The organism is Phycisphaeraceae bacterium (assembly GCA_019454185.1).
Lineage (GTDB): Bacteria > Planctomycetota > Phycisphaerae > Phycisphaerales > UBA1924 > JAHBWV01.
Window position 1 is genome coordinate 2,242,565 of the sequence record CP075368.1, and the last position, 26,857, is coordinate 2,269,421.

Annotated in this window: 22 protein-coding genes and 3 tRNA genes; 11 read left to right on the forward strand and 14 right to left on the reverse strand. The window is 64.5% G+C overall.

Going from position 1 to position 26,857, the window contains the following annotated elements; all coding sequences use genetic code 11:
* Positions 1 to 52 precede the first annotated feature (52 nt).
* Positions 53 to 1,801: a Flp pilus assembly complex ATPase component TadA gene (tadA, locus tag KF838_09610; GenBank protein QYK47041.1), complete on the forward strand. Its 1,749-nt coding sequence runs from the start codon at positions 53 to 55 to the stop codon at positions 1,799 to 1,801.
* A 59-nt stretch (positions 1,802 to 1,860) separates the two neighbouring features.
* On the forward strand, positions 1,861 to 3,636 hold the full coding sequence (locus KF838_09615; protein QYK47042.1) for a hypothetical protein: 1,776 nt from the start codon (positions 1,861 to 1,863) through the stop codon (positions 3,634 to 3,636).
* A gap of 167 nt (positions 3,637 to 3,803) precedes the next feature.
* On the opposite strand, the gene rplI is transcribed toward KF838_09615, so the two are convergent.
* The 12 genes from rplI to KF838_09675 all read right to left on the reverse strand — a co-directional run bounded on the left by rplI (position 3,804) and on the right by KF838_09675 (position 14,867).
* Positions 3,804 to 4,457 carry a 50S ribosomal protein L9 gene (rplI, locus tag KF838_09620; GenBank protein QYK47043.1) on the reverse strand — a complete coding sequence of 218 codons (654 nt, stop codon included), beginning with the start codon at positions 4,455 to 4,457 and terminating at the stop codon, positions 3,804 to 3,806.
* 174 nt (positions 4,458 to 4,631) lie between these two features.
* Complete coding sequence (ssb, locus tag KF838_09625) at positions 4,632 to 5,105, reverse strand: single-stranded DNA-binding protein (GenBank protein QYK47044.1); 474 nt, start codon at positions 5,103 to 5,105, stop codon at positions 4,632 to 4,634.
* 166 nt (positions 5,106 to 5,271) lie between these two features.
* Positions 5,272 to 5,727, reverse strand: a complete 456-nt coding sequence (rpsF, locus tag KF838_09630) for a 30S ribosomal protein S6 (protein ID QYK47045.1) — start codon at positions 5,725 to 5,727, stop codon at positions 5,272 to 5,274.
* A 52-nt stretch (positions 5,728 to 5,779) separates the two neighbouring features.
* Positions 5,780 to 6,469 carry an aminoacyl-tRNA hydrolase gene (gene pth, locus KF838_09635; protein QYK47046.1) on the reverse strand — a complete coding sequence of 230 codons (690 nt, stop codon included), beginning with the start codon at positions 6,467 to 6,469 and terminating at the stop codon, positions 5,780 to 5,782.
* Between the two features lie 62 nt (positions 6,470 to 6,531).
* Complete coding sequence (locus KF838_09640; GenBank protein QYK47047.1) at positions 6,532 to 7,224, reverse strand: 50S ribosomal protein L25; 693 nt, start codon at positions 7,222 to 7,224, stop codon at positions 6,532 to 6,534.
* Positions 7,225 to 7,302: 78 nt separating this feature from the next.
* Positions 7,303 to 8,286: a ribose-phosphate pyrophosphokinase gene (locus KF838_09645; GenBank protein ID QYK47048.1), complete on the reverse strand. Its 984-nt coding sequence runs from the start codon at positions 8,284 to 8,286 to the stop codon at positions 7,303 to 7,305.
* A complete protein-coding gene (locus KF838_09650; protein QYK47049.1) occupies positions 8,283 to 9,095 on the reverse strand; it encodes an NTP transferase domain-containing protein in 813 nt (270 codons plus the stop codon). The genes KF838_09645 and KF838_09650 overlap by 4 nt, the downstream gene beginning before the upstream one ends.
* 64 nt (positions 9,096 to 9,159) lie before the next feature.
* Positions 9,160 to 9,231, reverse strand: a tRNA-Gln gene (locus KF838_09655).
* Between the two features lie 279 nt (positions 9,232 to 9,510).
* The gene (locus tag KF838_09660; GenBank protein ID QYK47050.1) at positions 9,511 to 10,470 is read right to left on the reverse strand and encodes a hypothetical protein; all 960 of its coding nucleotides are present in this window, start codon (positions 10,468 to 10,470) and stop codon (positions 9,511 to 9,513) included.
* A gap of 78 nt (positions 10,471 to 10,548) precedes the next feature.
* Positions 10,549 to 11,721, reverse strand: coding sequence for a DegT/DnrJ/EryC1/StrS family aminotransferase (locus KF838_09665; protein QYK47051.1), 1,173 nt, complete (start codon positions 11,719 to 11,721; stop codon positions 10,549 to 10,551).
* An 85-nt stretch (positions 11,722 to 11,806) separates the two neighbouring features.
* Positions 11,807 to 13,285, reverse strand: a complete 1,479-nt coding sequence (locus KF838_09670; protein ID QYK47052.1) for an AAA family ATPase — start codon at positions 13,283 to 13,285, stop codon at positions 11,807 to 11,809.
* 550 nt (positions 13,286 to 13,835) lie between these two features.
* Complete coding sequence (locus tag KF838_09675; protein QYK47053.1) at positions 13,836 to 14,867, reverse strand: GNAT family N-acetyltransferase; 1,032 nt, start codon at positions 14,865 to 14,867, stop codon at positions 13,836 to 13,838.
* Between the two features lie 98 nt (positions 14,868 to 14,965).
* Here KF838_09675 and KF838_09680 point away from each other — a divergent pair, with 98 nt between their 5' ends.
* Together KF838_09680 and KF838_09685 are read left to right on the forward strand one after the other, a co-directional pair.
* The gene (locus KF838_09680) at positions 14,966 to 15,592 is read left to right on the forward strand and encodes a hypothetical protein (GenBank protein ID QYK47054.1); all 627 of its coding nucleotides are present in this window, start codon (positions 14,966 to 14,968) and stop codon (positions 15,590 to 15,592) included.
* A 161-nt stretch (positions 15,593 to 15,753) separates the two neighbouring features.
* Positions 15,754 to 16,038, forward strand: a complete 285-nt coding sequence (locus KF838_09685) for a 50S ribosomal protein L27 (GenBank protein QYK47055.1) — start codon at positions 15,754 to 15,756, stop codon at positions 16,036 to 16,038.
* A gap of 123 nt (positions 16,039 to 16,161) precedes the next feature.
* Here KF838_09685 and kdsA read toward each other — a convergent pair whose 3' ends face one another.
* On the reverse strand, positions 16,162 to 17,013 hold the full coding sequence (kdsA, locus tag KF838_09690; protein ID QYK47056.1) for a 3-deoxy-8-phosphooctulonate synthase: 852 nt from the start codon (positions 17,011 to 17,013) through the stop codon (positions 16,162 to 16,164).
* Between the two features lie 48 nt (positions 17,014 to 17,061).
* Positions 17,062 to 18,585 carry a methyltransferase gene (locus KF838_09695; protein ID QYK47057.1) on the reverse strand — a complete coding sequence of 508 codons (1,524 nt, stop codon included), beginning with the start codon at positions 18,583 to 18,585 and terminating at the stop codon, positions 17,062 to 17,064.
* A 105-nt stretch (positions 18,586 to 18,690) separates the two neighbouring features.
* On the opposite strand from KF838_09695, the gene KF838_09700 reads away from it, so the two are divergent.
* The 7 genes from KF838_09700 to KF838_09730 all read left to right on the forward strand — a co-directional run bounded on the left by KF838_09700 (position 18,691) and on the right by KF838_09730 (position 25,615).
* Positions 18,691 to 18,764, forward strand: a tRNA-Val gene (locus KF838_09700).
* A gap of 52 nt (positions 18,765 to 18,816) precedes the next feature.
* A complete protein-coding gene (locus KF838_09705) occupies positions 18,817 to 20,121 on the forward strand; it encodes a hypothetical protein (protein ID QYK47058.1) in 1,305 nt (434 codons plus the stop codon).
* Positions 20,122 to 20,142: 21 nt separating this feature from the next.
* Positions 20,143 to 20,215 (forward strand) — tRNA-Lys (locus KF838_09710).
* Between the two features lie 88 nt (positions 20,216 to 20,303).
* Positions 20,304 to 23,486 carry a DEAD/DEAH box helicase gene (locus tag KF838_09715; protein ID QYK47059.1) on the forward strand — a complete coding sequence of 1,061 codons (3,183 nt, stop codon included), beginning with the start codon at positions 20,304 to 20,306 and terminating at the stop codon, positions 23,484 to 23,486.
* A 111-nt stretch (positions 23,487 to 23,597) separates the two neighbouring features.
* A complete protein-coding gene (gene rpmB / locus KF838_09720; GenBank protein QYK47060.1) occupies positions 23,598 to 23,876 on the forward strand; it encodes a 50S ribosomal protein L28 in 279 nt (92 codons plus the stop codon).
* Positions 23,877 to 23,987: 111 nt separating this feature from the next.
* A complete protein-coding gene (locus KF838_09725) occupies positions 23,988 to 24,512 on the forward strand; it encodes a UvrB/UvrC motif-containing protein (protein ID QYK47061.1) in 525 nt (174 codons plus the stop codon).
* Positions 24,509 to 25,615, forward strand: a complete 1,107-nt coding sequence (locus KF838_09730) for a protein arginine kinase (GenBank protein ID QYK47062.1) — start codon at positions 24,509 to 24,511, stop codon at positions 25,613 to 25,615. The genes KF838_09725 and KF838_09730 overlap by 4 nt, the downstream gene beginning before the upstream one ends.
* Positions 25,616 to 26,857 lie beyond the last annotated feature (1,242 nt).

Consider the following 26,857-nt stretch of genomic DNA (forward strand, 5'->3'; position numbering starts at 1 on the left):
TCCCGCGTTGCGAGGCCCGCGTCCCGCACCGCTTCTCCGAGGTGATCGACCCGTGAGCATGATGGCCGACACGATCTTTCTGATTCCCGGCGCTGGCCTGCCGACCCTGACGTTCGCCGAAGCGTTCGTCATGGTCTCGTGGTGGAAGGCGATTCTCTATCTGCTGCCCCTGGTCGGATGGGCCGCGATCATCACGCGGATCTACGACAAGCACGCCGCTCGATTCCACCTCAATCGCGAGCGATGGAACATCCTGCACATCGCGCTCGGCGTCGGCGCGTTCCTGCTCGGCTTCCTGATGCCGCTCCCCGGGATCGCAGGGTTCCTGGTCGGATTCGCGGCGATGCTCCTCGTGCTCGGGATCGACCTTGCCATCTACCCGATGATCGCCAATAAGGACGAACGCGTTCCCGAGGGGCACAAGGTCAAGATCGATTTCTCCGCCTTCACCGAGAAGAAGAAGGCAAAGGCGGAGGCCAAGCAACTGGGTTCTTCCGAGTTGCTCATCCGTGGCCCGGACAAAGTCGCGATCCAGCCCCCCAACAGGGAGACGCCCGAGTTTGCTCTGCGGCTCGCTGCGGAACAGGTCGTGCTGCGTGCCATGGCGGCGCGAGCGAGCCGTTTCGAACTCGCGCCCTCCGGCAAGGACAACGCATATCGCGTAGTCCACACGGTCGATTCCTTGCCCGTGCCTGCGGAGAGCATCGCAGGCCCCGAGGCGATCCAGATCATCGATTTCTGGAAGTCATCGGCGAAGATGGATATCCAGGATCGGCGGCGTCGCCAGATGGCGGACATCGCCATCGAGAAAGAAAGCGACAAGAAGAAGGTCCGTCTCACCGCGACGGGCGTGCAGGGTGGGATGCGTTTGCAGGGCACCTTCGATGCGGACCTTGCGGTTCGGCGCAAGAAGAATGAGATGGGCTTCCTCACCCCTCAGATCGAGGAATTCGATCGCATCGTCGGAGACACATCCGGGATCGTGATCCTCGCGACACCTCCCGGCCAGGGACGCACGACGCTGTTCTACACGACGATGCGCGGGCACGACGCGTACACCTCGAACGTCCAGACACTTGAGTTGGAAGTCCAGGATGCGTTGGAGGGTGTGCGTCAGAATGTCTTCGAGGCGACGAAGGACGGTGCCGAGTTCAGCACGACATTGCGATCCATCCTGCGTCGCGATCCCAGCGTAGTCGGCTCCGCCGAACTGCCTGATGCAGCGACAGCTCAAGAGGTCATTAAGGCGGACACCGAGCGCACGCGGATTTATGTGGCGCTCAAGTCCGACAGCGCGCTTGGCGCATTGATGACGTTCGTAAAGGCCACCGGCGACGCATCTGCCGCCGGTCCTCTGCTGAAGGGCGTAGTTGTCGGCAAGGTGATCCGGAAGTTGTGCCTCAACTGCCGCGTTGCGTACCAGCCGCCCGCGGACCTGCTGAAGAAACTCGGACTTCCCCCGGACAAGGTGACGCAGTTGTTCAAGAAGGGTGGCCAGGTGCTGATCAAGAACAAGCCCGAGGTCTGCCCGGTGTGCAACGGCGTCGGATATCACGGCCTTGAAGGCATCTTCGAGGTCTACGTGCTCGATGCGGGCGTGCGCTCGCGGATTGCAGCCCAGGACTGGAACGGCGTGAAGGCGGAACTCCGCAAGCGGGAGCTGCCGACGCTGCAACAGGCCGCCCTGCGTAAGGCCGTTGATGGCACCACGAGCATCGAGGAGGTCATGCGAGTAACGGCCGAGCAGCGTCCGGCACAACCGGCACAGAAGAAGCAAGAGCCCGCGCCCCAGCAGTCCTGATCCCGAACGACACCGGCCGGGGCGGTACAGAAGCCCCCGATCGCCCGGAGAGACGCATCATGATGAACATTTTGGCCATCCTCGTGATCGCCGGTATCGCGTACCTGTGGATGACTCGCGGGTTCTTCTCCGCGATGCTGCACATGGCGTGCACACTCGTTGCGGGTGCGATCGCGTTCGCCTTCTGGGAGCCGCTCTCACTGCTCATCCTTGAGAAGTCGCCGCAGTCCGGCTTCCTGTCGTTCCTCCGGGATTCGGCGTGGGGTATCGGTCTGATCGTTCCCTTCGCGGCCTCGCTCGCGCTGCTGCGTGCCGCCGTTGACAAGACACTCCCCCTCAACGCACAGACAGAGTCGATCGTCAACTATCTCGGAGGCGGTTTCTGCGGCGTGATCTCCGGCGGCATCACGGCCGGGATCGTCGTGCTCGGGCTCGGCATGCTCCGCATGGACTCGAATCTCTGGGGATACCAGTCCGTGAAAGTGGGCGACCGTGGGTCGATCGTAACTGGCGTCAAGCTGATCGTCCCCGTCGATCGTTTCGTTGCCGGTATGTACGGCAAACTCTCCGAAACCACGCTTTCGACGCCCGAGCCGCTCACGAAGTGGTACCCCGACCTTGCCGACGTGCCTGCTTCGATGCGTATGAGCAACGGCGACGGCAAGGATCGCAACACCCTGTCACCGAAGGACGTGACGGTCTATTCGCGCTACGCGCTCGGCAAGGAGCGTCAGGGCGGCTCGCTCACCGACCTGCTGCGTGACGCGTGGAACCCCGGATCAGTACAGATGGTATCTGACCCAAGCGGAGCTACTTTTGATGGCGATTCCCACATCGAAGGGTTCGTGATCCAGCTCTCCGCAGGCGCGAGAGAGAAGCACGGGCAGATCGTCGTCGGCAACGCGCAGGTCCGCCTGCTGGTCGAGGATGCACGCAATCCCGATGATGTGAAGCACAAGACGCTGTATCCGATCGCGGTCGCGACTCGTGCCGCGGCGAACGAGCTGCTCTTCGGGCGCTTCCGCCTGGACTCCCAGGTCTTCATCGCTCCATCCGGCGCGGGCGCCGACACCCGCATGGCCTTCGAGTTTGTGATCCCCTCGGGGTATGAGCCGCTCGCGCTGTACGTGAAGAACGCTCGCGTGAAGCCGACGCCGATCGTTCAGTCGTTCAAGTCTCCGGAAGAGCGTGACATGGCAGTCCAGAACGGCTCGGTCTTCGGCACAGAGGTGCAGCCCGCATTGGTCGCAAGGCCGACTATTCCGACCATCGGCCAGCCGACGCAGACACCACAGGATTTCGGCATCCAGTTGAACAACACCCTCGGACACACGATCCAGAAGGGCGGGGAGCGAGGGCTCCAGCTCGACGGGCTGGTGATCATCGACGGCGAGGCGAAGTTCGCTCCGAACGAGATGAGACGCAGCGGTGAGATCGCCCGCGAGCTCCGCGTTGATACCTTCATGACGACCCAGGACACGGCAATCGTGAAGATCGACGTGGGCGCGAGTTCGGCGTCGAGCATCCTCGGCATGACGCGTGCGCTGGCCGAGAGCGTGGTGCCGCCGTTTATTGTGGATACCAATGGAACGCGTTACGAGGCGGTCGGCTTCGTGTACGAGGACCGCGACATCGTGGTGATCCGGTTCACACCGGGACGCCCCATCCGAGGCCTGACGGAGCTGCCGACCCGCCTGAGCCGCAGCCGCACCGATCAGAAGTGCACGCTGATCTTCCGTGTCAACGCGGGCGTGAGTGTTGCGAAGTTCATGCTCGGCGAGGAGACGGTGACGGAGTTCGGCCCATTCGTTGTGCAGTCACAGAGACGGCGCTGATCCGGCGATACACCCCCCACTCCTGACCACATCATGCAGATAGCAAGCAAAGAACCCCGGGTGCTTCACCCGGGGTTCTCGTGTAACTGGGCTTCATGTAACTGCGCTTCGCTGAACCGGGCCGCCTCTTTGGCTGCGTTGCCGGCAGCGTTTCCGGCTTACCGCTCTCACTCCTTCGCGGTGGCCTTCTTGCCCGCCTTCTTCTTCTCGGGCTTCGCCTCTGCTTCGGGCTCAGCAGCGGGAGCGGCCTCTGCCGCCTGTCTGCGGCCTCGTCCGCCTCGCTCGCCCCGGGGTTCCTTGCCCTTCTCGATGAGGTTGCCCTCGTTGTCAAAGTCCATCTCTTCCTTCGCATCTTCCTCGATGTGGCGATCGGCCTTGACGTGCAGACGGACGGACGATTCAAGGTCAGAAGCGAGCTTGACGTGGATGTCGTAGCTGTCGATCCGCTTGATGGTCTGGCCGATGCGGACCTCGCGCGGCTTGACGTCGTAGCCGAGCTTCTTGAAGGCCACGGCGAGGTCGTTCTGCGTGATTGAGCCGTACAGAATACCCTGATCGTTGCAGGGCTTCTCGAGCGTGATCTCAAGTCCGGACATCTTGCCGATCATCGCTTCGCGCTGCTTGCGAACCTCTGCGAGATGCTTCTGGGCCTCTGCACGCTTGGCGGCCAGAGACTTGATGAGTTCCTCGGATGGCGTGGTCGCCATCTCGCGGGGGAGCAGGTAGTTGCGTGCGTATCCGAGACGAACGTTCACCACATCCCCGACGATGCCGAGGTTGTCGACGTTCTCTGTGAGCAGAAGCTGAATGTTCTTGGCCATGGGTCGCTGTCCTTTCGTGTGCGAAAGTTGAGGAGCCGTGTCGCGTGCATTCGGCACGCGTGACCGGCCCCAACGTATGTCTCGGCGTTTCCCCGCCGCGGGAGCCCCCGACAAGGGAGTGTGGATGCTAGGCGACTTCTTCGACGCCCGGATGCTGTTGGCCGGAGGAACGGATCAGAACGGGATGTCGTCGCCGATCGGGTCGTGATCCTGCTGCGGTGCGGAACGGGCACCCGCGGGGGCCCCTCCGGAGCGGCCCCCTCCCGTTGACGAGCGGCTGTATCCCCCGCCGCCGCCGCCACCACCCTCGCCGCCACCGGGCTTGGAGTCGATGAACTGGAAGTTCTCGACAACAACCTTCAATTTTGAGAACTTCTGGCCCTCTTTCTCCCACTGGTCGAGCTTGAGGCGGCCCTCGATGAAGACCGGGCGGCCCTTTGCAAGGAAGCGGCTCATGGTCTCGGCGGTCTTCCCCCATGCCTCGCAATCGACGAAGGTGACCTCTTCGCGGTCCTCGCCGTCTGGGGTGCGCCAACGCCGATTCACGGCCAGGCCGATGGTGGCAACCGCCTGGTTCGAGTTGGTGTGGCGGAGCTCGATATCACGGGTGAGATTGCCCATCAGAAACACGCGGTTGAAGTTGGCCATGGCGTACTCCGGTTCCGGGGGCGATGCGAGAGTCCAAGCGGCGGGGCATACGCCACGCCGACAGCAGAATGCTAACCGGCCTGAGGCCGCGATGCGTTCTGAGGTGCCTTGGCCACTGACAGACGTCTGTCAGTGGCAACCCAGAAAATCGTGCCAGATGGCCCGATCACTCTTCGTCCATGTCGTCGATTGCCGCGCCGGCGGGCTCGGGGATCTCCTGCTCGACGGGGGCGACGGCCCGCTCGGCACGGAGCTTCGCCTCGATCTCAAGGTCTTTGCGCCCGTCGGCGGCCTGCATCTCCTCGATCGTCAGGTGATCGCAGCGGACGATGAGGGCCCGCATAATCTTTTCCGAGAGATTGCAGTCGCGCTCGATGTGGGCGAAGCCCTCGCCGGTGGCCTTGAAGTAGGCAAGGATGAAGATCGCTCGCTTCTGTCCCTTGATCTCGTAGGCGAGGCGACGCTCGTCCCACTTCTTCATGGAGATCAGCTCGGCGTGGCCGCGTGAGAGGATCTCGTTGATATGGGCGATCGCGCCGGAGAAATCGGCGGCGACGGCTTGGGAGATCATGAACATCGCCTCGTAGGCATAGATCTTGGCGGGTGCGGTTGTCTGGGACATGTGGTTGCCTCTGTGTGTGCGCCGACTGTTCGTCGGCCGTGGGTGTTGTGAATCAGACTCTCGGTGGTGTGGGCGGATTCGGAGCGGGGGCCTCCGAGACAGTGGGTGACGGGCTGGGCTCCTGCCCGGGCCGGGGCTGCGAAACCTGCTTGGGCTGCGCAGCGGGTTCGCTGATACGGACATTGAAGCGATTCATCGCCGACTCAATGCCGCGCTCCGCGAAATGGATCGCAGCGAGCGATGCCTGCTCAACCGCCTTGTCGAGCAGGGGCTGCTCCTCGGGCAGGAAGCGGCTCAGAACCCAGTCGGACTGGATCATCTGAGGGGGCTTCGAGCCGACGCCGATGCGGCAGCGCGGATAGACCGATGTGCCAAGGGCACGCTCGATATCCGCAAGGCCGTTGTGGCCGCCCGCCGAGCCATCGGCCCGGAGACGGATCGCCCCGACTGGAAGAGCGACATCATCGACGAGTACGAGCAGATCGGAAGCGGGCTGGAGCTTGTAGAAGCGGACCGCTTCCGCGACGGCTCGGCCGGAGAGGTTCATGTAGGTCGTGGGCTTGAGAAGAATGCACTTCTCTCCGGCGATCTCGGCATCGAGGCACGCGCCGTTGAAGCGGGCCTTGGCGATCGAACCCTTGGCGCACACGTGCGCAAGGCGGTCGATCGCCATGAAGCCCGCGTTGTGGCGCGTCCTCTCGTATTGCATGCCGGGATTGCCGAGACCGACGATCACTTTCACTTCTTCCGTTCCTGTTCGAGCCGACACGGGCTCGCCACGCAGCGAGCGTGACGAGACGGGGATCACTTCTTCGGCGCGGGCTTTGCGGCTCCCTTCGCGGCGTCGCCCTCGCCGGGCTTCTTGGCGGTGAGAACCTCGGGCTGCGCAGCAGCGGTCGCGGCTCCGGCCTCGGCCGTGGCCGCAACGACCTCCTCCTTCTGGAGGACGATGTGGGCAACCGATGCGTGCGAATCGGTCAGGAGCTTCATGGACGCCGTCGGCAGCTTGACCTGTCCGGCCGTGATCTCCGCACCGACTTCAAGGCCCGTGATGTCGAGGTCGATGTGCTCGGGCAGTTCGCTGACCATGCACTCGATCTCGAGCTCGGTGGTCGGGTGGATGAGGACCGCGCCGACGGTCTTGAGGCCGATCGCATCGCCCACGAAGCGGACGTGGACGCGGGTGCGGACGCGCTCGGTCAGATCGACGCGGGCAAAGTCGGCGTGGATGATGCGCGTGCCGAGATAGTCGAACTGCACGTCCTTCAGCAGGACGGTCTGGTCCTTGGCCTGGCCCTCGATCTTGAGGGTGTAGACCTTCTCGCCCTTGTGGATGTGCTCAAGGGTGGCCTTGGTCTCAAGGAGGATCGGAAGGGGCTGCTGCCCGTGGCCGTAGAGAATGGCCGGGAGCTTGCCGCCGTCGCGCATGCGCTTGGCGTAGCGTGAGCCGATCTTGGGGCGTGACGTTGCCTGAAGGACTGGTGCGTTCTCGTGCATGTCTTGGACCTTTTCTAGACGTGAGCTGTGTGCTCGGGTTTGACTCGATGGGTGCTGACGGTGTTCGTGCTATTCCGGCTAACGCTTGGGTCCCGCGCTCGTCCGGAAGAGCTCGCTGATGGACCTGTCGTGGTGGATTCTGTGGATGGCCTCACCGATCAGTGGGCCGACGCAGAGCTCGACGAGCTTGTCGCGGATCGGATCGACGCGCGGACCGAGCGGGATCGTGTTGGTCACGACGACCTGCGAGATCGGGCTCTCGCGGAGGCGCTGCATCGCCATCCCGACAAGCACGGGGTGCGTCGCTGCCGAGATGATCCGGCGAGCCCCCTTGTCCATGACCAGTCTGGCCGCCTCGCAGACCGTGCCGGCCGTCGAGATCATGTCGTCGAACATCAGCACGGTCTTGTCCTTCACCGTGCCGATGAGGTTGCCGACGGTCACTTGGCTGCCGCTGATGCGCTGCTTGTGGATGATCGCAAGATCCGCGGAGAGGAGATTGGCCATGCCCTCGGCGACCTTCACGTTGCCGACATCGGGGCTGACAAGGCAGAGGTCGCCGAGCTCGTCCCGGCGCTTCAGGAAGTGCTCAAGGAAGACCGGCGTTGCGGAGAGGTGGTCGAAGGGGATGTCGAAGAAGCCCTGGATCTGCGCGGCGTGCAGATCGACGGCAAGGATGCGGTCGGCGTGGGCCGCGGTGATCATGTTCGCCACGAGCTTGGCGGTGATGGGGACGCGTCCCTCGTCCTTGCGATCCTGGCGCCCGTAGCCGAAGTAAGGCATGACGACGGTGACGCGCTTCGCGCTCGCACGCCGGAGGCAGTCGAGAAAGATCAGGAGTTCAACGAGGTTCTCGTTGACCGGCGAGCACGTCGAGATCACGACGAAGCAGTCTCGCCCGCGCACGTCCTCGTCGAGCTTCACGAACAGCTCCCCGTCGGGGAAGATGCTCGTGCGGACCGCGCCGATCGGAAGGTCCAGATGGGCGCAGATCTGTTCGGTGAGATCGCGGCTGTTGCGCCCCGCGAAGACCTTCAGATTGTTCGCGTCGCTCTTGCTCATGCGCGGGCTCCGCTTGTGTTCGTCGCGCCGCTCCTGGCGCGGAAGATCGAGTCAACGTTGGCCAGATCTTCGAGCGTGTTGATCGAGAGAACGTCCGATGGGGGCACGGCGTCGATGACCTCGACACGCCTGCCGTCGGCCATCAGCAGCGATGGCGTGTCGGTGATGTAGTACTCGCCGGTGAGTTCGTTCCGTTCGACGCGGGCGAGAGCGCCGAAGAGTGACTGAACGTCGAAGCAGTAGTAACTCGGGTTGACCTCGCGGATGGCGAGCTGGTCGCTCGTCGCGTTCTTCTGCTCAACGATCGCGACGAATCGCCCGCTGGCATCGCGGACGATGCGACCATAGCCGCTCGGGTCATCGATCACCGACGTCGCCAGGGTCGCCGACGCGCCGGTCGTGCGATGTCTGGAGAGAACCGTGCGGAGCGTCGACGCGCGGATCAGAGGACCATCGCCACAGAGGACGAACGCATCGTGGCCGGGCTCAAGCTTCTCGCGGCTGAACAGATGCTCAGACGCACGGACCGCGTGTCCGGTGCCGAGCTGCTCGGTCTGCACGGCGAACTCGATCCCGGTGTACGACGCGAGCGACTCCCGGACGAGTTCCTGCTTGTAGCCCACGATCACAACCACTCGCTCGCAACCGGCCTCGAGACAGGCGTCGACAACCGCGCACACCATCGCCCGCCCGCCGACGGGATGCACCACTTTCGGCAAGTCGGATCTCATCCGCGTGCCCTTGCCGGCTGCGAGGATGATCGCCGCCGGGGCGTGCCGAACGGGATGTGTGGTTGGGGTTGCCGCCATGGAAGGCGGTCGAACGACAACGAGCGGTGCTCGTCTGGGCTCTACGGTGTGTAATCGAGGGGAACTACCCGGCCTGGACTCGAACCAGGACTAACAGAACCAAAATCTGCTGTGCTGCCGATTACACCACCGGGTATTCACGATGCCCCGGTTGTCGCTCGCCGCGGACTCCTTCTGATCGCTGTGACGCGAAGAACTCGCGGCACCGGACGGTGGACCGAGATCGCGGTCCGCAGTCCCCCGGTCACATCCCGGGGCGAAGAAGCGGCCGCGGCATTGAGTGCCCAGCGGGGCCGGGCGGAAGCTGCACCCCCCATCGCCGCGATGGGGAGCACATGGATACGCCTCGGCGGGAATGGCCGCGTCCGTCGTATCCGGCTCCGAACCGTCAATGGTAGAAACCCTGCCTGTCGGGTCAAACGGTCGGCGGGTCGTTCTGCTCACCCCCTGGGGGGAGTTCAAAACCCTGGTTCTGACCAAGAGAATCCGCGTCTTGGGCCTCTGGAATGGCGTTCTGATTCACAGCTTCGTGCGAGATGACCTCGCAGCATGTCGCCAACAGGCCGACCAGCGGAAATGAAGCCCCCTGGAAGGGGCTCGGGCCGAGTCGACGCAGCAGAGGGTGAGAGACCGCAGGGGGCTCGATCGGCAGATCCAGAAGACCCGGCTCAGACTGCCCATCCCAGAAGGTGCGGAGCGACTCGTGCAGCGGACCACCGGTATCCGCAGCGGCACGAGGCGCGCTCGGGTTGTACACCGGAAGCGGCGCGGCGTGGACCGAGTCGGGCCGGGCACGGAGCTGCCGAAGCCGCTCGACCAGCTCATCCATCGGAACGCCGCGCAGAGTGAGCATCAGTGTGGGGTCGCCGGCAAGCCGATCGGCCATCAGTTCAGCGACGCAACACGCGTGCTTGCACCACCCGGAATGGCCGCAGGTGCAGGTGACACGGATGTCCTCTGGCAGAACCGGAAAGAGCTTCAGGCCCAAGGGGCCGAAGGCGTCCTCGATCGTGGGCGGCAATTCCCTTGAGAGGAGTTTCGCGGCGTACACGGCCGAATCAGCCATCGCAGCGACGACGCTGTTGATCTCATCATCGGAGAACGTGCTGACGGTCAGACGCGCCTGGTACGCACGGGGCATGCGCCCTTGTACAAGCCCCTCGACGTAGCCGGTGAAAATGTCGAGCCGGCGGGTCTGGCCGAGGCGTGCGTACTCGACGCCCTCCAACTGGGCCTCCTGCGACGCGTTCTGCTCTTTGACACGCAGCCAACGCAAAGAGGCCCACGCTTCTGCGGCACGCTCGCGCGCGAGGCGCACGCCCCCGCGAACTTTGCGTGGGTTCTTGGTGGGCTGGGGCTCTGGTCTACCGGGCAATCGCATCGTCCGTCATTCCCTTTCAGTCGGACCCAAAGGGTAGGACGACGGCCGATTCTGGTCGCGGGGAAGGTGGGATCAGCCCCGTTGGAGCCCTTCTCGCGTGAGCATGAGTTCGAGCGTCTGTGCGACGAGATCGATCTCTCGCTCGGTGAGCCGGTTGTGGAACGGAAGGGCGATCGTGCGCTGGCTGACAGACTCCGCGATCGGGAACGCGCCGGGCTGGAAGCCGAATCGCTCGCGATAGAAGGGCTGCAGATGGATGCAAGGGAAGTAATCGGCAGCACCGACATCGTGGTTCCGCATGGAGCGGATGAGCCGGTCTCTCTCTTCCATGGTGTAGCCGGCCGAGAGGCGGACCACAAAGACGAACCACGACATCGCGACATCCGGGTCGATGGTCGGCATGATGAGTTCCGGATTCCCCGCCAGCCGTCGCATGTAGAGATCCGCGACCCGATTGCGCTGACGGACGATCTCTCCGAAACGCTTCATCTGGGCAACACCGAGGGCCGCCTGGATCTCACTCATCCGGGCGTTGTACCCGAGCCGCTGATGCCTCAGCCACGAACCGGCCGATCCGTGCACAGCGCCATCCGCGCGCCCCGTCGGACGCCCCTGGTTGCGAAGCGAGCGGCAGAGATCGGCCAGACGCTCATCGTCGGTGACGATCATCCCACCTTCGCCGGTAGTAATCTGCTTGTTCGGGTAGAACCCGAAGACGCCCACACGCCCGAATGATCCGGCCGGACGCCCGCGCAGCGAGCACCCCAGCGCCTCGCAGCAATCCTCGATCAGCGGGATCTCGTGTCGTGCCGCGATCGAAGCGTACTGGTCCATCATCGATGGATTGCCGAAAGTCTCGACCGCAAGGATCGCGCGCGTCCGAGGCGTGATCGCACGCTCCACCAGCGCGGGATCCATGTTGAGCGAACGCGGATCGATGTCAACAAAGACCGGGGTCGCGCCGACGTAGAGAATGCAATTCGCGGACGCGATGAACGAGAAGGGCGTCGTGATGACCTCGTCCCCGGGCTTTACGCCCAGGGCCTGCAGTACCAGGTGGAGCCCGGTGGTTCCCGAGGAGACACCGACGGCGAACTGCGTGCCGCACGTCTCGGCAACCAGCGACTCGAACTGCTCGAGCATCGGTCCGATCGACAGCCGCTCTGACCTGAGCACCGAGAGCACGAGTTGCTCTTCGAGTTCGGTGATGTCCGGGCGACTGAGTGGGATCTCCTGGTCTGACATCGCCGCTCCTCATCGTTCGATCTGCGTGAGAGCCCAGAGCGTACGCCGCAGCCGAAACCACCGCCGCGCAGCGACCCTCTGCCGATCAGGCACGCTTCGGTTGGGATGCTGCGCCTGAACGGACCAGGTCGTCGGCCACGCGTGCGCAGACGGCTCGAACAGAGAGCCCGCCGAGATCGTCTCTGAGCGACAGACCATGCGGCGCATCGAGCCGCGACCGGAGTTTTTTGTCCGCTGCCACGATCGTCGAATGGGTCGGGCGGCCGATGGCTCGAGCGATCTCCGGATAGCTCGCGGTCGTGAGTTCTCGCGAGAGATACGCCGCGACCGCCCTGGCGAAGACGACTCGCGGGTGCCTCCCCTTCGAGGCCATCTGCGAAGCCGTCACGTCGAGCAGATCGCACACCGCGCCGACGACACGATCCGGCGTGACGGCGCGGCGTGATGCGAACCTGGGACCGACCCCTCCCGCACCGAGAGCGCGATCGACTATGAGCATCCCGACGCCTCCGATCGGGGATCGGATCTCCGGCATGGTGCGCCACACCGCCTCGATGTGGGCCATGACACCCTCAATGTCTCTGGCCGATCTTCCGGGCGTTGCTGCGATGCGGGACGCGATGGCCTCGGATGCTGCGGGCTCGATCGCCAATCCGCGCCTGGACGCGTGCAGGGTGACGAGCCGTGCACAGAGTTCGGCGTCCGGCGGATCGATCCGGATCACCGCGCCGGCCATGAACCTCGACGCCAGCGCCTGCCCGAGCGACGCGGTCTGCCTTGGGTGGCAGTCCGAGGCGAGGATGATCCTCGCGCCCTCGAGATTGAGCGTGTCGAATGTGTGCAGCAACTCTGTCTGCGTCGCGCTCTTTCCGGCGATGAGATGCACATCGTCGATGCAGAGCAGATGCAGACCCCGGTGGGCACGCCGGAACTGGTCGATGGTGCCGCCTCGCAACGCAGAGATGAAAGACTGTGTGAATGCCTCTCCGGTCGTGAGGCAGACCTTTGCACCGGGATTCAGACGCCGGAACTGGTGAGAGACGCCGTGCAGAAGATGGGTCTTGCCCACCCCGCACGGTCCGTGCAGGAAGAGCGGTGCGTGGCGTCTCTCCGTCGATTCGACGAGGTGCGAGGCAGCGCCGTGAGCCACTCGATTGCTCTCAGAGACCAGGAACGTCTCGAAGCGATAGCCGTCGCGTCGATCCTCGCCACGAGGGGATTCGCGACGCGTCGTGACCTGCCTGGTCGGAGCTGCTGCGTGGCTCGAACCGGACTCGGACTCCGCCTGACGGCGACCGGGCACCGATCCGGCAACGCTCGGCAGCGAGGCGTCCGAAGAGCCGGAGAAGACGCTCTGATCAACTCTGAAGCGAACGCCGCCGGCCGTCTCGTCGCCCAGGGTCTCTCGCACCGCCTCGCGGAGCGAACTGCCGAATCGCTTGTCGAGATAGCCCGCTGCAAACTCGGTCGGGACCGTGACCTCAACGCCCGCGTCGTCGGCAACGATCCGCGTCTGATCGGCGAAGTAGCGTCCGATGTCGCGCTCGCCGTGATCGCGTCCCATGCGACCGAGGATCCGCTCAACGGTGGCAACGCCGTCTCGCGCCGCACCACGGCGCGTTCCTGCCCTGTCTCTCTCCGTGCCGGCAGCGTGAGCAGTCTCCACTCTCACACCTCATCCCTGAGCGCGAACACGCCCCTGATCAGGCCACGCATGAATCCGGCAGACACCGGTCGCCGCGTATCCTCGCGGACGATCCGACATGCATCCGGGACCCTCGACGCACCGCGGCGATCCATGCCCCCGAGAACCTCCACCCCGTGCGTTGCGAGAGAGACCGCGCCCGGCTTGCCCATTGGCTTGCCGGTGAGCCGTAACTGCCCGCCTCACATGCGGTGTGGATGCCGATCGAGTCCGTGACCGGCGGGGCGAAAGATAGTGCGAATCACGCTCGTCAGCAAGGCATCATCGCACGTCGAAATCGCTCGGACTCGCGTTCGCGCTTCACGCGGCGTGACTTGCGCGAATCGAAAAAGTTGTCCACTCCCGAGCACTCCGGCTTTACACAACCTGTGCAAAACCTTCACACATGCGCTCAAGTTCTCGCCAACACTCAACTTCCCATCGAGGCCGGTGCGTGCTGCGATCGCGTTGATCGGACGAGCGCGACGCGCCTGCCTGTCTCACGCATCCCGAACCGCGCATACAGCGCGAGCGCCGGCTCGTTTCGTACGTCAACCGCGCAGGTCAGCTCCTTGATTCTGCGCTTTCTGGCCGCGCTGAATCCCATTTGCATGAGGGCACGCCCGAGCCCGCGGTTTCTGGCTTCCTGAGCGACTCCGAGATAGATCAACTCCATGCTGTCCTTCCCCTTCGCGAGCGAGTAGAGCCCGCACGCTACGGCCCTGCCTCGCTCCATCGCGATGAACCAGAGGGAGGGATCGAACTCTCCGGCAAGGCGATGCGACTCGAGCACATCCGATGTCTCACGCATGCCGCAGAGTTCGGGGCAGTCAAGCGTCTGCTCGTAGGTCCTGTCGAGCAGTTCGATGAGGAGCTCGCGCTCGCTCTCCCACGAGCCGGGGGCATCGCTGATCGATCGGAACTCGATGCCCGGGCTCGGCTCGATCGCGTGCGGCTCGGCGCGATCATCAACATCTGCACCGAGATAGAGCAGCTCGCCGAGCAGCGTAAACCCCGACATGCGGCACGCCTCAATCGCCCAGTCGTCGTCGGGGAACGGCAATGCCTGGATCAGTTGGATTCGCTGGCCCTGCTCGCCAGCAACCGTGTCGCATGCGATCTTGACACAGGCCCCGAGCTCACGCACCTGGCCGTCGTGGTCTCCCAAGATGCCGGACTCCTCGGGAGTGCTCAGAAAGACCATCGCTGTACGCCCGGAACCGGGGACAATCAGACACGCGTGCCGCACCCGGACGCGGCCGTGTCCGGGCGTGTCGTATGTTCCCCACATCAGATCAAGCGGGATGCCGAGTCGGCTGAACGCGTCGAGCGTTCGACGATCCCCGGCCCGCTCCCGAGGGGGAACACCGGCGAGGCGTGCGGCCCCATCGACCCGATGGTGCCCTTCCAACCGCTCCGGACCACGAAACGTCGGGTGTGGACTCTGACTCTCACTCGCCACGCAGCTCTCCGAACCTGTTCTCGGCGGACTTGCAGGATCCGATTGACGCTCCGCCGTCGTACACTAGACTAACCGCCCTCAGCCCTGGAGCGTCGCCGATGATGAATCACGCTTTCCGCGTCCTTTGCACGATCCTGCTCGCCACCACGCTCGCGGCTCTGGTGGGCTTCGCACCCGAGCCGGACCCGATTCCGACCCGGTGGCAGCTCGATCTTCGACCCGGCTCGCTCCGTCTGGTCTCTGTGGCCGCGACCCCTGGGGATCCCCGAGCGTACGCGTTCATGACCTACCGGGTCACCAACAACACGGGGCAGGATCTCCCGTTCGTCCCCGCGTTCGATCTCGCGACGGACGAGGGTCTTGTGCTCCGCTCCGGACAGAACGTCCCGGCCACGGTCACAGCACACGTCCTCGCCTTGCTCAACAACGAGTTCATCGAGGACCAGATCGGCATCCTCGGCACACTGCAGCAGGGCCCGGAGAACGCGAAGGACGGGGTGGTGATCTGGCCTCTCCCCGATCTCCTGACCGACCGGCTGACCGTCTACGCCGCGGGTTTCAGCGGCGAGAGCAAGCCCGTGATGGTGAACGATCCGGCAACGGGCGAGCGGGTCAGGAAGACGCTCCGGAAGGTCCGTGCGTTCCGTTTCGCCACCCCCGGGAACCTGGTCCTCGACCCGAGCATCGCGATCCAACTCCAGAGCGACGAGTGGATCATGCGCTGAGCGGTGGCCCTCCTCGCCCGGGGATGCCGGGAGGCGGCTATCTAGACGACGGGAGATGCGGTGCCTAACGTTTCGGCCCGGCAGATCGTGCCGGGACGTGTTATCCGCCGGTCGAGGCCGGCGGCTCATTTCCGAGTGATTGCTTTACCAGGAGTTCCGCCATGGCGCACAAAAAGGGCCAGGGCTCGACCAAGAACGGCCGCGACTCGAACCCCCAGTACCTGGGCGTGAAGTTGTACGGCGGTGAGATCGCGAAGCCCGGCGCCATCATCGTGCGTCAACGTGGCACGCCGATCAAGCCCGGTTTCCTTGTTCGCAAGGGATCGGACGACACCCTGTACTCCGTCGGCCTGGGCACGGTCACGTTCCGCGGACGCACGGTCCACGTCAATCCGCTCGACGAATCCACGCCTCGGCCTGCTTATCTGAAGGCCTCAGCCAACTGATTCCGCACGTCGATTAGCCGACTCGGTCGCTCACGGTTTGACAATTGAAACACCATCCAGCACCGGATTGAGCCCTTCGGCTTCGTCCGGTGTTTCTGTTTGGCGATTCCATGTCGAGAGACCTCATTCACCCACGGTCAACGCATCGCGGATTCGAGCAACGCCGGCGAGCAACTCCGGAATCTCTGACAGCGAGAGCACTGTCGCAGCATCGCTCAGCGATCGCGACGGTTCCGGGTGGCACTCGATGAACAACGCGTCGACGCCCGCCGCGACCGCGGCCCGCGCGAGCATCGGCGAGTGCTCACGCCTTCCTCCGGATTGCTCGCCGAGTCCAGGAAGCTGGGTTGAGTGCGTGCAATCGAAGCAGACGGGCGGCGACCCCCCCGGCGTGTCAAGCCGCATCATGTCGCCCAATCCGATGAAGTCGTTGACGAGCCGGTGATAGCCGAAGAAGGTGCCGCGATCGGTCAGCATGACGTTGTCGCAGCCGCTCTCCGCGAGCTTTTTGACCGGGCCTCGCATCTCCGCTGGAGAGAGGAACTGCCCCTTCTTGACGTTGACACCTCGCCCGTGACGAGCCGCCGCCTCGCCCGCAGCGGCGATCAGATCCGTCTGGCGGCAGAGAAACGCCGGAATCTGGATGAGGTCGACCGCCATCGCCGCGGGCTCTGCGTGCTCGGGGAGGTGGATATCCGTCGTGACGGGGACGTCGGCATCTGCCGCGATCTTCGCGAGCCACTCAAGTCCCTTGGACAGCCCTGGCCCGCGAGGCGAGTTGACGTTCGAACGATTCGCCTTGTCGAACGACGCCTTGAAGATGTAGGGAAGCCCCACCTCTTCGCACGCGTTGGAGAGCAATTCCGCGATGGCCATTCCCATCTCAAGGGACTCAAGGACACACGGCCCCGCGATGATCGCAAGAGACTCTCCGTGCCCGATCCGAACATCTCGAACAGTGCATACTCGTTGCATGGGTACGCTAGGGTACGCCCGTGAGCATCACGGATACGCGAGCCGCGCTCACGCCTTGTTGTCCGTCGATCGTTCGAGGTATCCGCGCCGGATCATGGCCCGCACGATTCCCACTGCGACCGGCGCGACCTCTGAGAGCGGACGTCCAAGCCCCGAGGCGATCTCCGCCACGATCGAACGCAGCGTCGTCGAGCCGTCAGACCGCATCAGAATCCTCGCGCCCGCCTCGTCGATCGTTGTCTCGTACGCCATGCCCTGTATAAGACGGGCCGACGCCTGTTCCATGGCCCAGTCCCGCTCGTCGGGTCGGAGCGTGTGGTCGATTCTCACGGCGGTAGCAACACGCAGACGCGCATCGAGCAGTTCCTCGTTGCGAACACGCGCCAGCCACGTTTCGGCATCGATCCGACGGAGCACATCATGCCCCGCACCCCCGAGCATCTTGCGAGGGGCATCGTCGAACGATGTCCACGTCTGATCACGATCGCTCGGCCGATGGAGGAGGATCATGCCGATGCTCGCTGCCTCGATCCCCTGCTGCTCGTAAGAGGAACGCCATCGCGCGGCTCTTGCCGCGACCGGCTCAGTCGATTCCTCTCTCGTGTGACCCACCCAGTACTCCGCGTAGTCCGAGGCATCGAGCGTCTCGGATCGGAGCACCAGCATGTCGCACCCGCTCCCTTCGACCCACGTAGCGAGCCGCTCTCGCCAGTCGATGCCCCGCATGTGGGCCCAGTTGCAGAGAAACTGGGCGATGCCTCCTCGGGCGAGGAACCCGGCGGCACCCCTGACGACGTGCTCCGTGACGCCATCGCCGGGCATCCCCGCGCTGCGATAAACATGGTCCTGCTCAGGAGAGATCACAAACGGCGGGTTGCTCACGATGAGATCGAACGACTCACCCGCGACCGGCTCAAAGAAGCTCCCGATACGCCACTCGATGTCGGGCTGTGCATTGAGCGCGGCGTTCAGGCGGGCCATCGCGATCGCACGCTCGTTGATGTCGGTTCCGACGACGAATGGCGCGTGCGAACGTGCGAGCAGGGCGTGGAAACCGCACCCGGTCCCGAGATCGAGCACTCGCCCCACCGATCGCCTGACCGTGAGCGATTCGAGCGTCAGCGTGCTCGAGCCGATCCCCATCACGAAGTCCGACGCGCGGGTCTCGCCCGCCCGAGGGATGTCGCTCGCGATCCAGAGCCCACGAACCGGGTTGATACACACCGTCGATCGCTCGCCGCTCGGGCCGGTCCGTACCATCCCCATCGCCCGAAGACCGGCACAAAGCTCAGAGCCCAGGATCGCATCGAGGGCACCAGCCGAGAACGGAGCGTTCATACAGAAGAGCCGAGTCAGCGTGTCGATGCTCGAACCGCTCGCGGTGCGAGCCATGAGCTCTTCCAGCGACTTCGTCCCGATCGCTACGATGCTCGGGATGTCGAGTCGCGCAGCCACCACGTCGTGAGTGAAGTCGGCATCCGACATGGTCTCACGGAGCAACTCAATCGTCGTGCTTGCTGGACCAGAGCCGACGCTCGGAACGGGCACGGGGTGAGGGCTCGGGGGGTGCATGCGCCGCTCCATCCTTCCGGATCGTGCTTCAGGATCTTGGCAAACCGCGTGGCGACGGCCCGCACGCCGCCCAGAGAGTAGATACTGTAACGCAATCGGATAATGGGGCGGGTAGCTCAGTTGGCCAGAGCATTCGCCTTACACGCGAAGGGTCCAGGGTTCGAGTCCCTGCCCGCCCATTCTCCTCGGTGGCCAGGCAGACTCCGATTCAACGTCCGACAGTGGACTCCGATGCCCAATCTTCTCGATCCGATCTATCTCATCGTGGCCGCCATCACCGCGCCGTGGTGGGCGAGAAAGGCGCGGGGCGGCTGGCCTGAGCGATTCGGGAAGATCGAGCCGCTCCGAGACGGCGCCCGCAAGCGACTGATGCTCCACGCGGTCTCGGTCGGCGAGGTGAACGCCCTTCGCCATCTTGTGCCGCTCCTGACGCCACACTGCGACGTCCTCATCACCGCATCGACCGACACCGGGCTGAAGCGGGCGACCGCGCTCTATTCGTCGACGTGCGATGTCAGGCGCTACCCCCTTGACGCGAGCTGGGCGGTCCGACGTTTCCTGGATGCGACGAGGCCCGATGCAGTCGCGCTCGTCGAACTCGAGCTCTGGCCGAACTTCGTCGGTGCGTGCCGCACAAGGGGAATCCCGATCGGCGTCATCAACGGACGCCTCTCCGAGCGTTCGTTCAAGGGATACCGAAAGATCAAGCGGTTCATCGGGCGTTCGTTTTCAACGCTCGACTTCGCGGCTGTCCAAGACACCGACTACGCCCTGAGATTCGAGGCTATGGGCGTCCATCCCGGGCGATGCCTGATCACCGGATCGATGAAGTGGGATTCGGCGCGGATCGAGGACTCCGTCGCCGGCGCGGACACGCTCGCTGCGGAGATGGGCATCGACCGCGCTCGTCCACTGATCGTCGCGGGAAGCACGGGACCCGACGAGGAGTCTCTGCTCCACAGTGTGTGCCCCCCTGGCGCGCAGCTCCTGTGCGCGCCGCGCCGGACCGAGCGATTTGACGAAGCGGCCCGAGCCATGCCCGGATGCGTGCGACGCTCCGACAAGCGTGCAAGGCCCGGGGCCGATCGCTTCCTGCTCGACTCGATCGGCGAGCTGCGTATGGCCTACTCCCTGGCGGATGTTGTGGTGGTGGGGCGCTCCTTCGGCGACCTGCACGGCTCCGATCCGATCGAGCCCGTCGCGCTCGGCAAGGCGACAGTCATCGGCCCGGCAGTCAGCGACTTCGCACGGGTCGTCCATGAACTGGAATCGGCGGGGGGGCTCGTCCGCGCGTCGCGTGAATCGCTCGGCCAGACCCTGCAACGCCTGCTGACGGACACCGAAGCACGGACCGCACTCGCGAATCTGGGGAGAATCGCGATCCGATCCAACCAGGGTTCGAGCGCGAGACACGCCTCGTTGCTGCTCTCGCTCTTTGACGGCGAATCCCGTCGCGGAGGGGAATCGAATGCTCCTCGCCGGGTCGGTTCATCGCCTGAGAATGTCGGCGGGACAGAGCGGCGGGTGGCCACCTAAACTTCGCTCTGCGCGAAGCGCGGGAGTGTAGCTCAGTCGGTAGAGCAGCGGCCTTTTAAGCCGTAGGTCCAGGGTTCGAGTCCCTGCGCTCCCATTCAACAGGCACGGTCCGGACGGCGGCAGCGATGCCCGTCTCGCGTGCGGATCGTCGGCCCTGCCGATCGGAGCAATGGATGGTGCCGATGCTGGTCCTGCATGCGACCTTCTGCGATGGTGAGATCCGCTTGTGGGCCGAGGACGTCTCTCGCTGGCCAGTGGCCACTCGCGAAACCACCGGCGAAATCGCTGAGCACCCGTTCTGCGCAAGCGTGCAGGACCTCCATGCAGCCCTGGGACCGATCCTCCAGCGCGCGGCGATCGAGCCGACGCCCGGCACGCTCAGATTGCGACTGCCCCTTGTTCCGGGCACCGACTCACTCCCGGTGCCGAGCCCTCGCTTCGCGCACGAGATCGCATCCCCGGAGCACGAGCCGGAAGGACTCGGTGAGTTCCACGCCTCGTGCCTCTCGATCGCACCCGGCTCCGTCCGCCTCGCACTCGAAGGACTTCTCGACGCGGGCGAGAGCGCGTCGACGGGCGTGAACGCCATGGGGCTCTCCAGGCCCATCTTCCCCGGGCGCAGTGTCGAGTTCTGGCTGCTCGCCGATCGTCTTGCGAGGCACCTGCTCGCCCAGCAGCGCGTGGTTCCGATGCTCGCCCAGAACGCGCAGGGCGACCTGACCGCGCTCTGGCTCCCCTGGATGGCCGATGAGGCAACTGTCGTGCGCTGCGAGTCCGTGCTCCGCGCCATGCCGCCGATCGCCAGGGCGGGTGTTGACGCCCTCATCCACGATCCGTGGAAGACGCTCGAGTCGTTCGTCGTTGCGGTTGTCGACTCCGGGGCACGCAACGCGCTGATCCGAGAGACGATGTCCGACACGATCGAGGGACGCGATGCGGTGGACCCGCACGTCGGCTGGCTCCGGGGCCTGCTCAGCACCCAGCGAGATGTCCCCGGCACGCCGGCCCAGCGTCAGGAGATGGTCCGGCGCGTGCGGACCTGGATCGGACGACTCGACGAGCGGGGCATGTCCGCCGCGTGGCGCCTCTGCCTTCGACTCAACGAGCCGAGCACGAGCGCGAAGCTCGCGGACCTCGCGGCTCCGCCCGACGACCTGGCCTGGACACTCTCATTCCACCTCCAGTCCGTTGATCGTCCCGACATCATGGTCGATGCAGAGGACATCTGGATGCTCTCGAGCGAGAGTGTCTCGATTGAGGGGCTGAGACTCGAGTCTCCGCAAGAGCTTCTGCTGGCCGAACTCGGGCGTGCGTCCCGCATCTACGACCGGCTTGAGAAGGCCCTCGACGACTCCGAGCCCGCGGAGATGTCACTCTCCACGCGCCAGGCGTACCAATACCTGCGTGAGATCCAGCCCGTCCTCCGTGAGCAGGGCTTCGGCTCGATCGTGCCCGACTGGTGGGATTCTCCGAGCGCGCGCATCGGCGCCAGACTCAAGGTCTCCACGCCCGAATCGGTCGAGTCCGGCGACGCTTCGGGCGCAGTCACGCCCAACTCGCCACGCCTCGGCATGGCCGCACTCGTCAACTACAAGTGGGAGATCGCGCTCGGCGACACCACACTCTCGATCGAAGAGTTCGAGCAGCTCGCGGCTCGCAAGAGCCCCCTCATCCGCGTCAACGGGCGATGGGTCGAGGTCCGGCCCGAAGACGTGCAGGCCGCGATGAAGTTCATCAAAGAGAACACCTCCGGCACCATGACCGTCGCCGAGGCGCTCCGCGTCGCGTACGGCACAGATCCGGGAGAGACCGGTGTCCCTGTTGTCGGCATGGAACTCGACGGCTGGATCAAATCCGCGCTCGGCGGAGCCACCGAGCAGGTGCCGACGATCGAAGCCCCACCCTCGTTCCGAGGCACCCTGCGGCCCTATCAGGCCCGAGGCCTCGCGTGGATGTCGTTCCTCGAGCGATTCGGATTCGGCATGTGCCTCGCCGATGACATGGGACTCGGCAAGACGATCCAGATGCTCGCCCTGCTCCTGCATGAACGCTTGAACGGAGCAAAGCCCGGTCCGACACTCCTGGTCGTCCCGATGTCCGTTGTCAGCAACTGGATGCGCGAGAGCAAGCGTTTCGCGCCCGAGCTCCGCGTGCTCATCCATCACGGCGTCGAGCGAAAGACCGGCGAAGACTTCCTGCTCGCGGTTGAGCAGTCCGATCTCGTCATCACAACCTACGCCCTGATCCACAGGGATCTCGGGACGCTCGAACGCGTCCACTGGGGCCGAATCGTTCTCGACGAGGCCCAGTGCATCAAGAACCCGGTCGCGAAGCAGGCGCAAGCCGTCCGTGCGATGATCGCCGATCGCCGCACTGCCCTCACAGGCACCCCGGTCGAGAACCGCCTCAGCGAGTTGTGGTCGATCATGGACTTCCTGAACCCCGGGCTGCTCGGCTCCGCCCCCTCATTCCGAAGAAGGTTCGCCGTACCAGTCGAACGCTACCGCGACCGCGTCCGGACCGACCAGCTCCGGCGGCTCGTCCAGCCCTTCGTGCTCCGCCGGCTTAAGACCGATCCGACCGTCGTCGCCGACCTCCCCCCCAAGCTGGAGACCAAGGAGTACAGCCACCTCACCGCAGAGCAGGCGCAGCTGTACGACGCCTGCGTCAAGCGTGTCCTCGGCGAGGTCGATCGCGCCGAAGGGATGCAGCGCAGAGGGCTGGTCCTCGCGGCACTCATCAAGCTCAAGCAGATCTGCAACCACCCCTCACAGTTGCTCAAGGACACAGAAGGAGTCCGCCCCGCGGACCCGGCCCGATCCGGCAAGACCACGCGTCTGCTCGAAATGCTCGACGAGATCCTCGCAGAGGGAGACCAGTCCCTCATCTTCACGCAGTTCCGCCAGATGGGCCATCTCCTGCAATTGATGATCCAGCACGAGATCAACAGGCCCGTCCTCTTCCTGCACGGCGGCACACCCCAGACCGAGCGTCAACGCATCATCGACACCTTCCAGCGTGCCGACGGTCAGCATCCGATCCTCATCCTGTCCCTCAAAGCGGGCGGCGTCGGCCTCAACCTCACAGCCGCGACCCACGTCTTCCACTTCGACCGCTGGTGGAACCCCGCAGTCGAGAACCAGGCGACCGACCGCGCGTATCGCATCGGACAGACCAGGACCGTCCACGTTCACAAGTTCGTTGTCGCCGGCACCCTCGAAGACCGCATCGACGAGATGATCGAACAGAAGACCGAACTCGCCTCGAACATCATCGGCTCCGGCGAGCGCTGGCTCACCGAGCTCTCCACCGACCAGCTCCGCGACATCCTGACCCTGCGTCCGGACGCCGTGAGCGACGAGTGAGCCCACCCGACCGGAACCCTTTCGCGGCATCGCATCGGGCGCTTCACGCCTCTGGATTGCCGCACGCAGAGCATCGGCCTATCGTCTTGGCCCTACGTAAGAGGTGATCCCATGCCCGCCAAATGCCACTTTACCGGTAAGAAAGTCTCCTTCGGAATGAAGCGCGCCTGGCGCGGTCAGGCCATCAAGAAGGGCGGCTTCGGTCTCAAGCCGACCGGCATCACACGCCGCAAGTTCCGTCCGAATCTTCAGGCCGTTGACGCCATCGTCGATGGTCGTCGCCAGCGGATCACCGTGTCCGCCAAGGCCATCCGCACCGGGCTTGTCGTCAAGGCGCTCAAGCGCAAGTACGGCTACACCCGCCAGCAGAAGCAGGGCACGCACGCCTGAGTGCGAGTCTTCATCCTCATGAACCATCTGTGCGGGCCGACGCGAGCGTCGGCCCGCTTCTCATTGCGGCCCGTTCACGCGCGCTAGACTGAACCGAGCGAGGGCCGTTCCATGCTGTGTCAGTGTGGCGAGCGCGAAGCCACGATCCACGAGGTCGTGATCAAAGCAGGTCGTAAGGTGGAGCGACACCTGTGTGAAGTCTGCGCACGTCAGGCGGGCATGGATGTCGGCACGCCCGCAACGCCGGTCGTCGCGAAGGTCACGGTCGTCCAGGGCCCGACCTGCGAGGCGTGCGGCACTTCCATCTCTGAGTTCCGCCACACCGGTCTGCTCGGCTGCCCCGCGTGCTATCGACGATTCGAGACCCAACTCACTCCGCTGCTGGAGCGAGCCCACGAAGGGGGCACCCACCATGTCGGCAAAGTGCCCCTGCGACTGCTCCAATCCACTTCGGGCACATCGGCGGGCGAGTCTTTGCTGGGCGACGCCGTCGAGCGTGCCGCCCGGCTCGGGCTCCTCCGGCAACAGTTGGAAGAGGCCGTCCACGCCGAGCAGTACGAGCGTGCCGCGATGATCCGCGATGAGATCGCCAAGGCCACAGACTCACGGCCCGCCAGCCGGGAGCAGAAGCCATGAGCGCGGGGCGAGGGGGCGAGATCCCGTTCCACGAGGCCAACACCGAGTGGCTGCGTGCCACCGGACAGGCGTGCGATGTAGTGCTTTCGTCGCGGGTGCGACTAGCGCGAAACCTTGCCGGGTTCCCCTTCATGCCCAAGGCAAGCCGCGCCGATCGACGCCAGATCCTCGACGTCTGCCGACGCAGAATCGTCGAGATCCCCACCCAGGAACGAATCGTCTGGGTCGACCTCCACACCGCCTCAACTGAACAACGCACCATCCTCGTCGAAAGACACCTCATCTCAAAGCAGCACGCACGTGGCAAGCTCAACAGCGGGCAGGGGGGCATCGAAGAGCCGCGCGGCGTCGCCATCGCCCAGCAATCCGAGCAACTGGCCATCATGGTCAACGAAGAGGACCACCTTCGGATCCAATCGCTCCGATGCGGATTGTCTCTCACCGAGGCGCTGACACTCGCGAACGAGATCGACGATGCGTTGGAGCGATCACTCGATTACGCCTTCGATCGCCGGTTCGGATACCTGACCGCCTGCCCCACCAATGTCGGCACGGGAATCCGCTTCTCCGTCATGCTCCATCTTCCGGGACTCCGGCTGAGAAACGAGCTCGAGAAAGTCAAACGCGCCGCCGCCGCGATGTCGCTCGCCGTCCGCGGCTTCTACGGAGAGGGATCAAACGCCGTCGGCGACCTGTACCAGATCTCGAATCAGACAACGCTCGGAAAGTCTGAACAGATGCTCTTGCACGAACTGCAGAACGAGATCATCCCGCAGGTGATCGAGTACGAACGCGCCAGCCGGCGAATGCTCGTCACGCGGGGCGGGCCCGTACTCCGAGATCGGGTCCATAGGGCTCTGGGCATCCTCACCCACGCCCGCCTTCTCGCCGCCGAAGAAGCCATGGACCTGCTCAGCACGCTCCGACTCGGCATCGTGCTCGGCCTCGTCGAAGGCGTCCCGGAACGCATCGCCCATGCCCTGCTCCTCCTCGTACAACCCGGCCATCTGCAACGAGCCACCGGCCGCCCGATGGACCAAGAGCACAGACGTGGCGCGCGAGCAGATCTGGTCCGAACCGCGCTCGCACCCTATCGAACCTGAGCCGGAACATGGCCGCCGACCCGCCCAATGCCCGTAACCGCATCGGCACCGCGCTCCTTGAGATCGAGCGAACGTGGCTCGGATTCTCCTCTCCCCCACTGTCAGTCCGCCTGCGCGACGCGGGGTGGAGTCCCGAGCCACTCTCCGCGGCATGCAGCCGCTGCGGCGCAAGCCGAGGGCCGAACACCGCCACAACTGAAAGCTGCTCGGAATGCCAAGATGCACGCCTTCCATGGCAGCGATTCGTGCGACTCGGCACCTACCACGGCGTGCTTGGCGAGATCGCCAGAGACATCAAATTCAACCGGTTCCGATCGCTCGGTGTGGCTGCTGGGCGTCTGCTCGGGGAGCAGTTGCGACAAGCGATGGACGAATCCAAACTGGATCCAAACGCTGTGTGGATCGTTCCAATACCTATGAGTCGGCTCCGGTACCTTGAACGCGGGATCGACCATACACGGGCGATCGCACTGGGTGCCGCGGCTGTGTCTGGAGCCACATGCGTCCGCCTGCTGGCCAGAGCACACGGTCCAACGCAGCTTGCAGTGGTGCCGAGCGAGCGTGCGGGGAACGTCAGGGGTGTCTTTCGAGTTCGGAAACGGGGATTGCGTGGCGATCTGCCGCAGGTGCTCGTGGTCATGGACGACGTGCGGACATCGGGGGCCACACTGGTCTCAGCCTGCCGCACGATCCGTAAGTCTCTGTCCCGGAATACACTGGGTGGCCGTCGTCGCCCTGATCTCTGGGGGATGTCGCTGGCGGTCTCTGATCGGACGTCGTCATCGCGTGCGGCACCTTGAGAATTCCGTCAAAGATTGCGTTTGAAAAGCGCCTTGGACGCTTGACCACATCGGAGTATGCCCTACTATCCCCCTCGCCGATTCGCTGAGAGCCGGCACGGGACGAATCCGGTCAAACGGCTAGTTCCGACATCCTTGACAAGTGAACAGTCGGTCGATCGCGAGAATGTGCGGCGTCGTATACCCATGCACGCGGGTAGGCCTGGCAGGCCAACACGACGCCGGATCCTTGCTGTCGAAGGTCCTCACAGCCCTTCGACGCATGACATTCTCGTGCGATAGCCCTAATAAAGCTAGCAAAGGAATGTCTGCAAGAAATCGTTGACGTTTGCCGCGTTGACGTTGGAATGGTCTTCGGACCATTTCAAGACCGGCCATCACGCAAGTGATGGTTGTTTCGGATCAGCTTCTACTGAAGTCAACTCGCCCTCGGGTGAGTTCA

Bases quoted from the DNA above. Each gene is read 5' to 3' on its own strand.
- kdsA (QYK47056.1), bottom strand. From the start codon at position 17,013: ATGCAACGAGTATGCACTGTTCGAGATGTTCGGATCGGGCACGGAGAG.
- ssb (QYK47044.1), bottom strand. From the start codon at position 5,105: ATGGCCAACTTCAACCGCGTGTTTCTGATGGGCAATCTCACCCGTGAT.
- rplI (QYK47043.1), bottom strand. From the start codon at position 4,457: ATGGCCAAGAACATTCAGCTTCTGCTCACAGAGAACGTCGACAACCTC.
- KF838_09645 (QYK47048.1), bottom strand. From the start codon at position 8,286: ATGAGCAAGAGCGACGCGAACAATCTGAAGGTCTTCGCGGGGCGCAAC.
- KF838_09705 (QYK47058.1), top strand. From the start codon at position 18,817: ATGCCCAATCTTCTCGATCCGATCTATCTCATCGTGGCCGCCATCACC.
- KF838_09725 (QYK47061.1), top strand. From the start codon at position 23,988: ATGCTGTGTCAGTGTGGCGAGCGCGAAGCCACGATCCACGAGGTCGTG.
- KF838_09680 (QYK47054.1), top strand. From the start codon at position 14,966: ATGATGAATCACGCTTTCCGCGTCCTTTGCACGATCCTGCTCGCCACC.
- KF838_09685 (QYK47055.1), top strand. From the start codon at position 15,754: ATGGCGCACAAAAAGGGCCAGGGCTCGACCAAGAACGGCCGCGACTCG.
- KF838_09665 (QYK47051.1), bottom strand. From the start codon at position 11,721: ATGTCAGACCAGGAGATCCCACTCAGTCGCCCGGACATCACCGAACTC.
- KF838_09670 (QYK47052.1), bottom strand. From the start codon at position 13,285: ATGGGACGCGATCACGGCGAGCGCGACATCGGACGCTACTTCGCCGAT.
- KF838_09715 (QYK47059.1), top strand. From the start codon at position 20,304: ATGCTGGTCCTGCATGCGACCTTCTGCGATGGTGAGATCCGCTTGTGG.
- KF838_09640 (QYK47047.1), bottom strand. From the start codon at position 7,224: ATGCACGAGAACGCACCAGTCCTTCAGGCAACGTCACGCCCCAAGATC.
- rpmB (QYK47060.1), top strand. From the start codon at position 23,598: ATGCCCGCCAAATGCCACTTTACCGGTAAGAAAGTCTCCTTCGGAATG.
- KF838_09695 (QYK47057.1), bottom strand. From the start codon at position 18,585: ATGCACCCCCCGAGCCCTCACCCCGTGCCCGTTCCGAGCGTCGGCTCT.
- KF838_09650 (QYK47049.1), bottom strand. From the start codon at position 9,095: ATGGCGGCAACCCCAACCACACATCCCGTTCGGCACGCCCCGGCGGCG.
- KF838_09615 (QYK47042.1), top strand. From the start codon at position 1,861: ATGATGAACATTTTGGCCATCCTCGTGATCGCCGGTATCGCGTACCTG.
- rpsF (QYK47045.1), bottom strand. From the start codon at position 5,727: ATGTCCCAGACAACCGCACCCGCCAAGATCTATGCCTACGAGGCGATG.
- KF838_09730 (QYK47062.1), top strand. From the start codon at position 24,509: ATGAGCGCGGGGCGAGGGGGCGAGATCCCGTTCCACGAGGCCAACACC.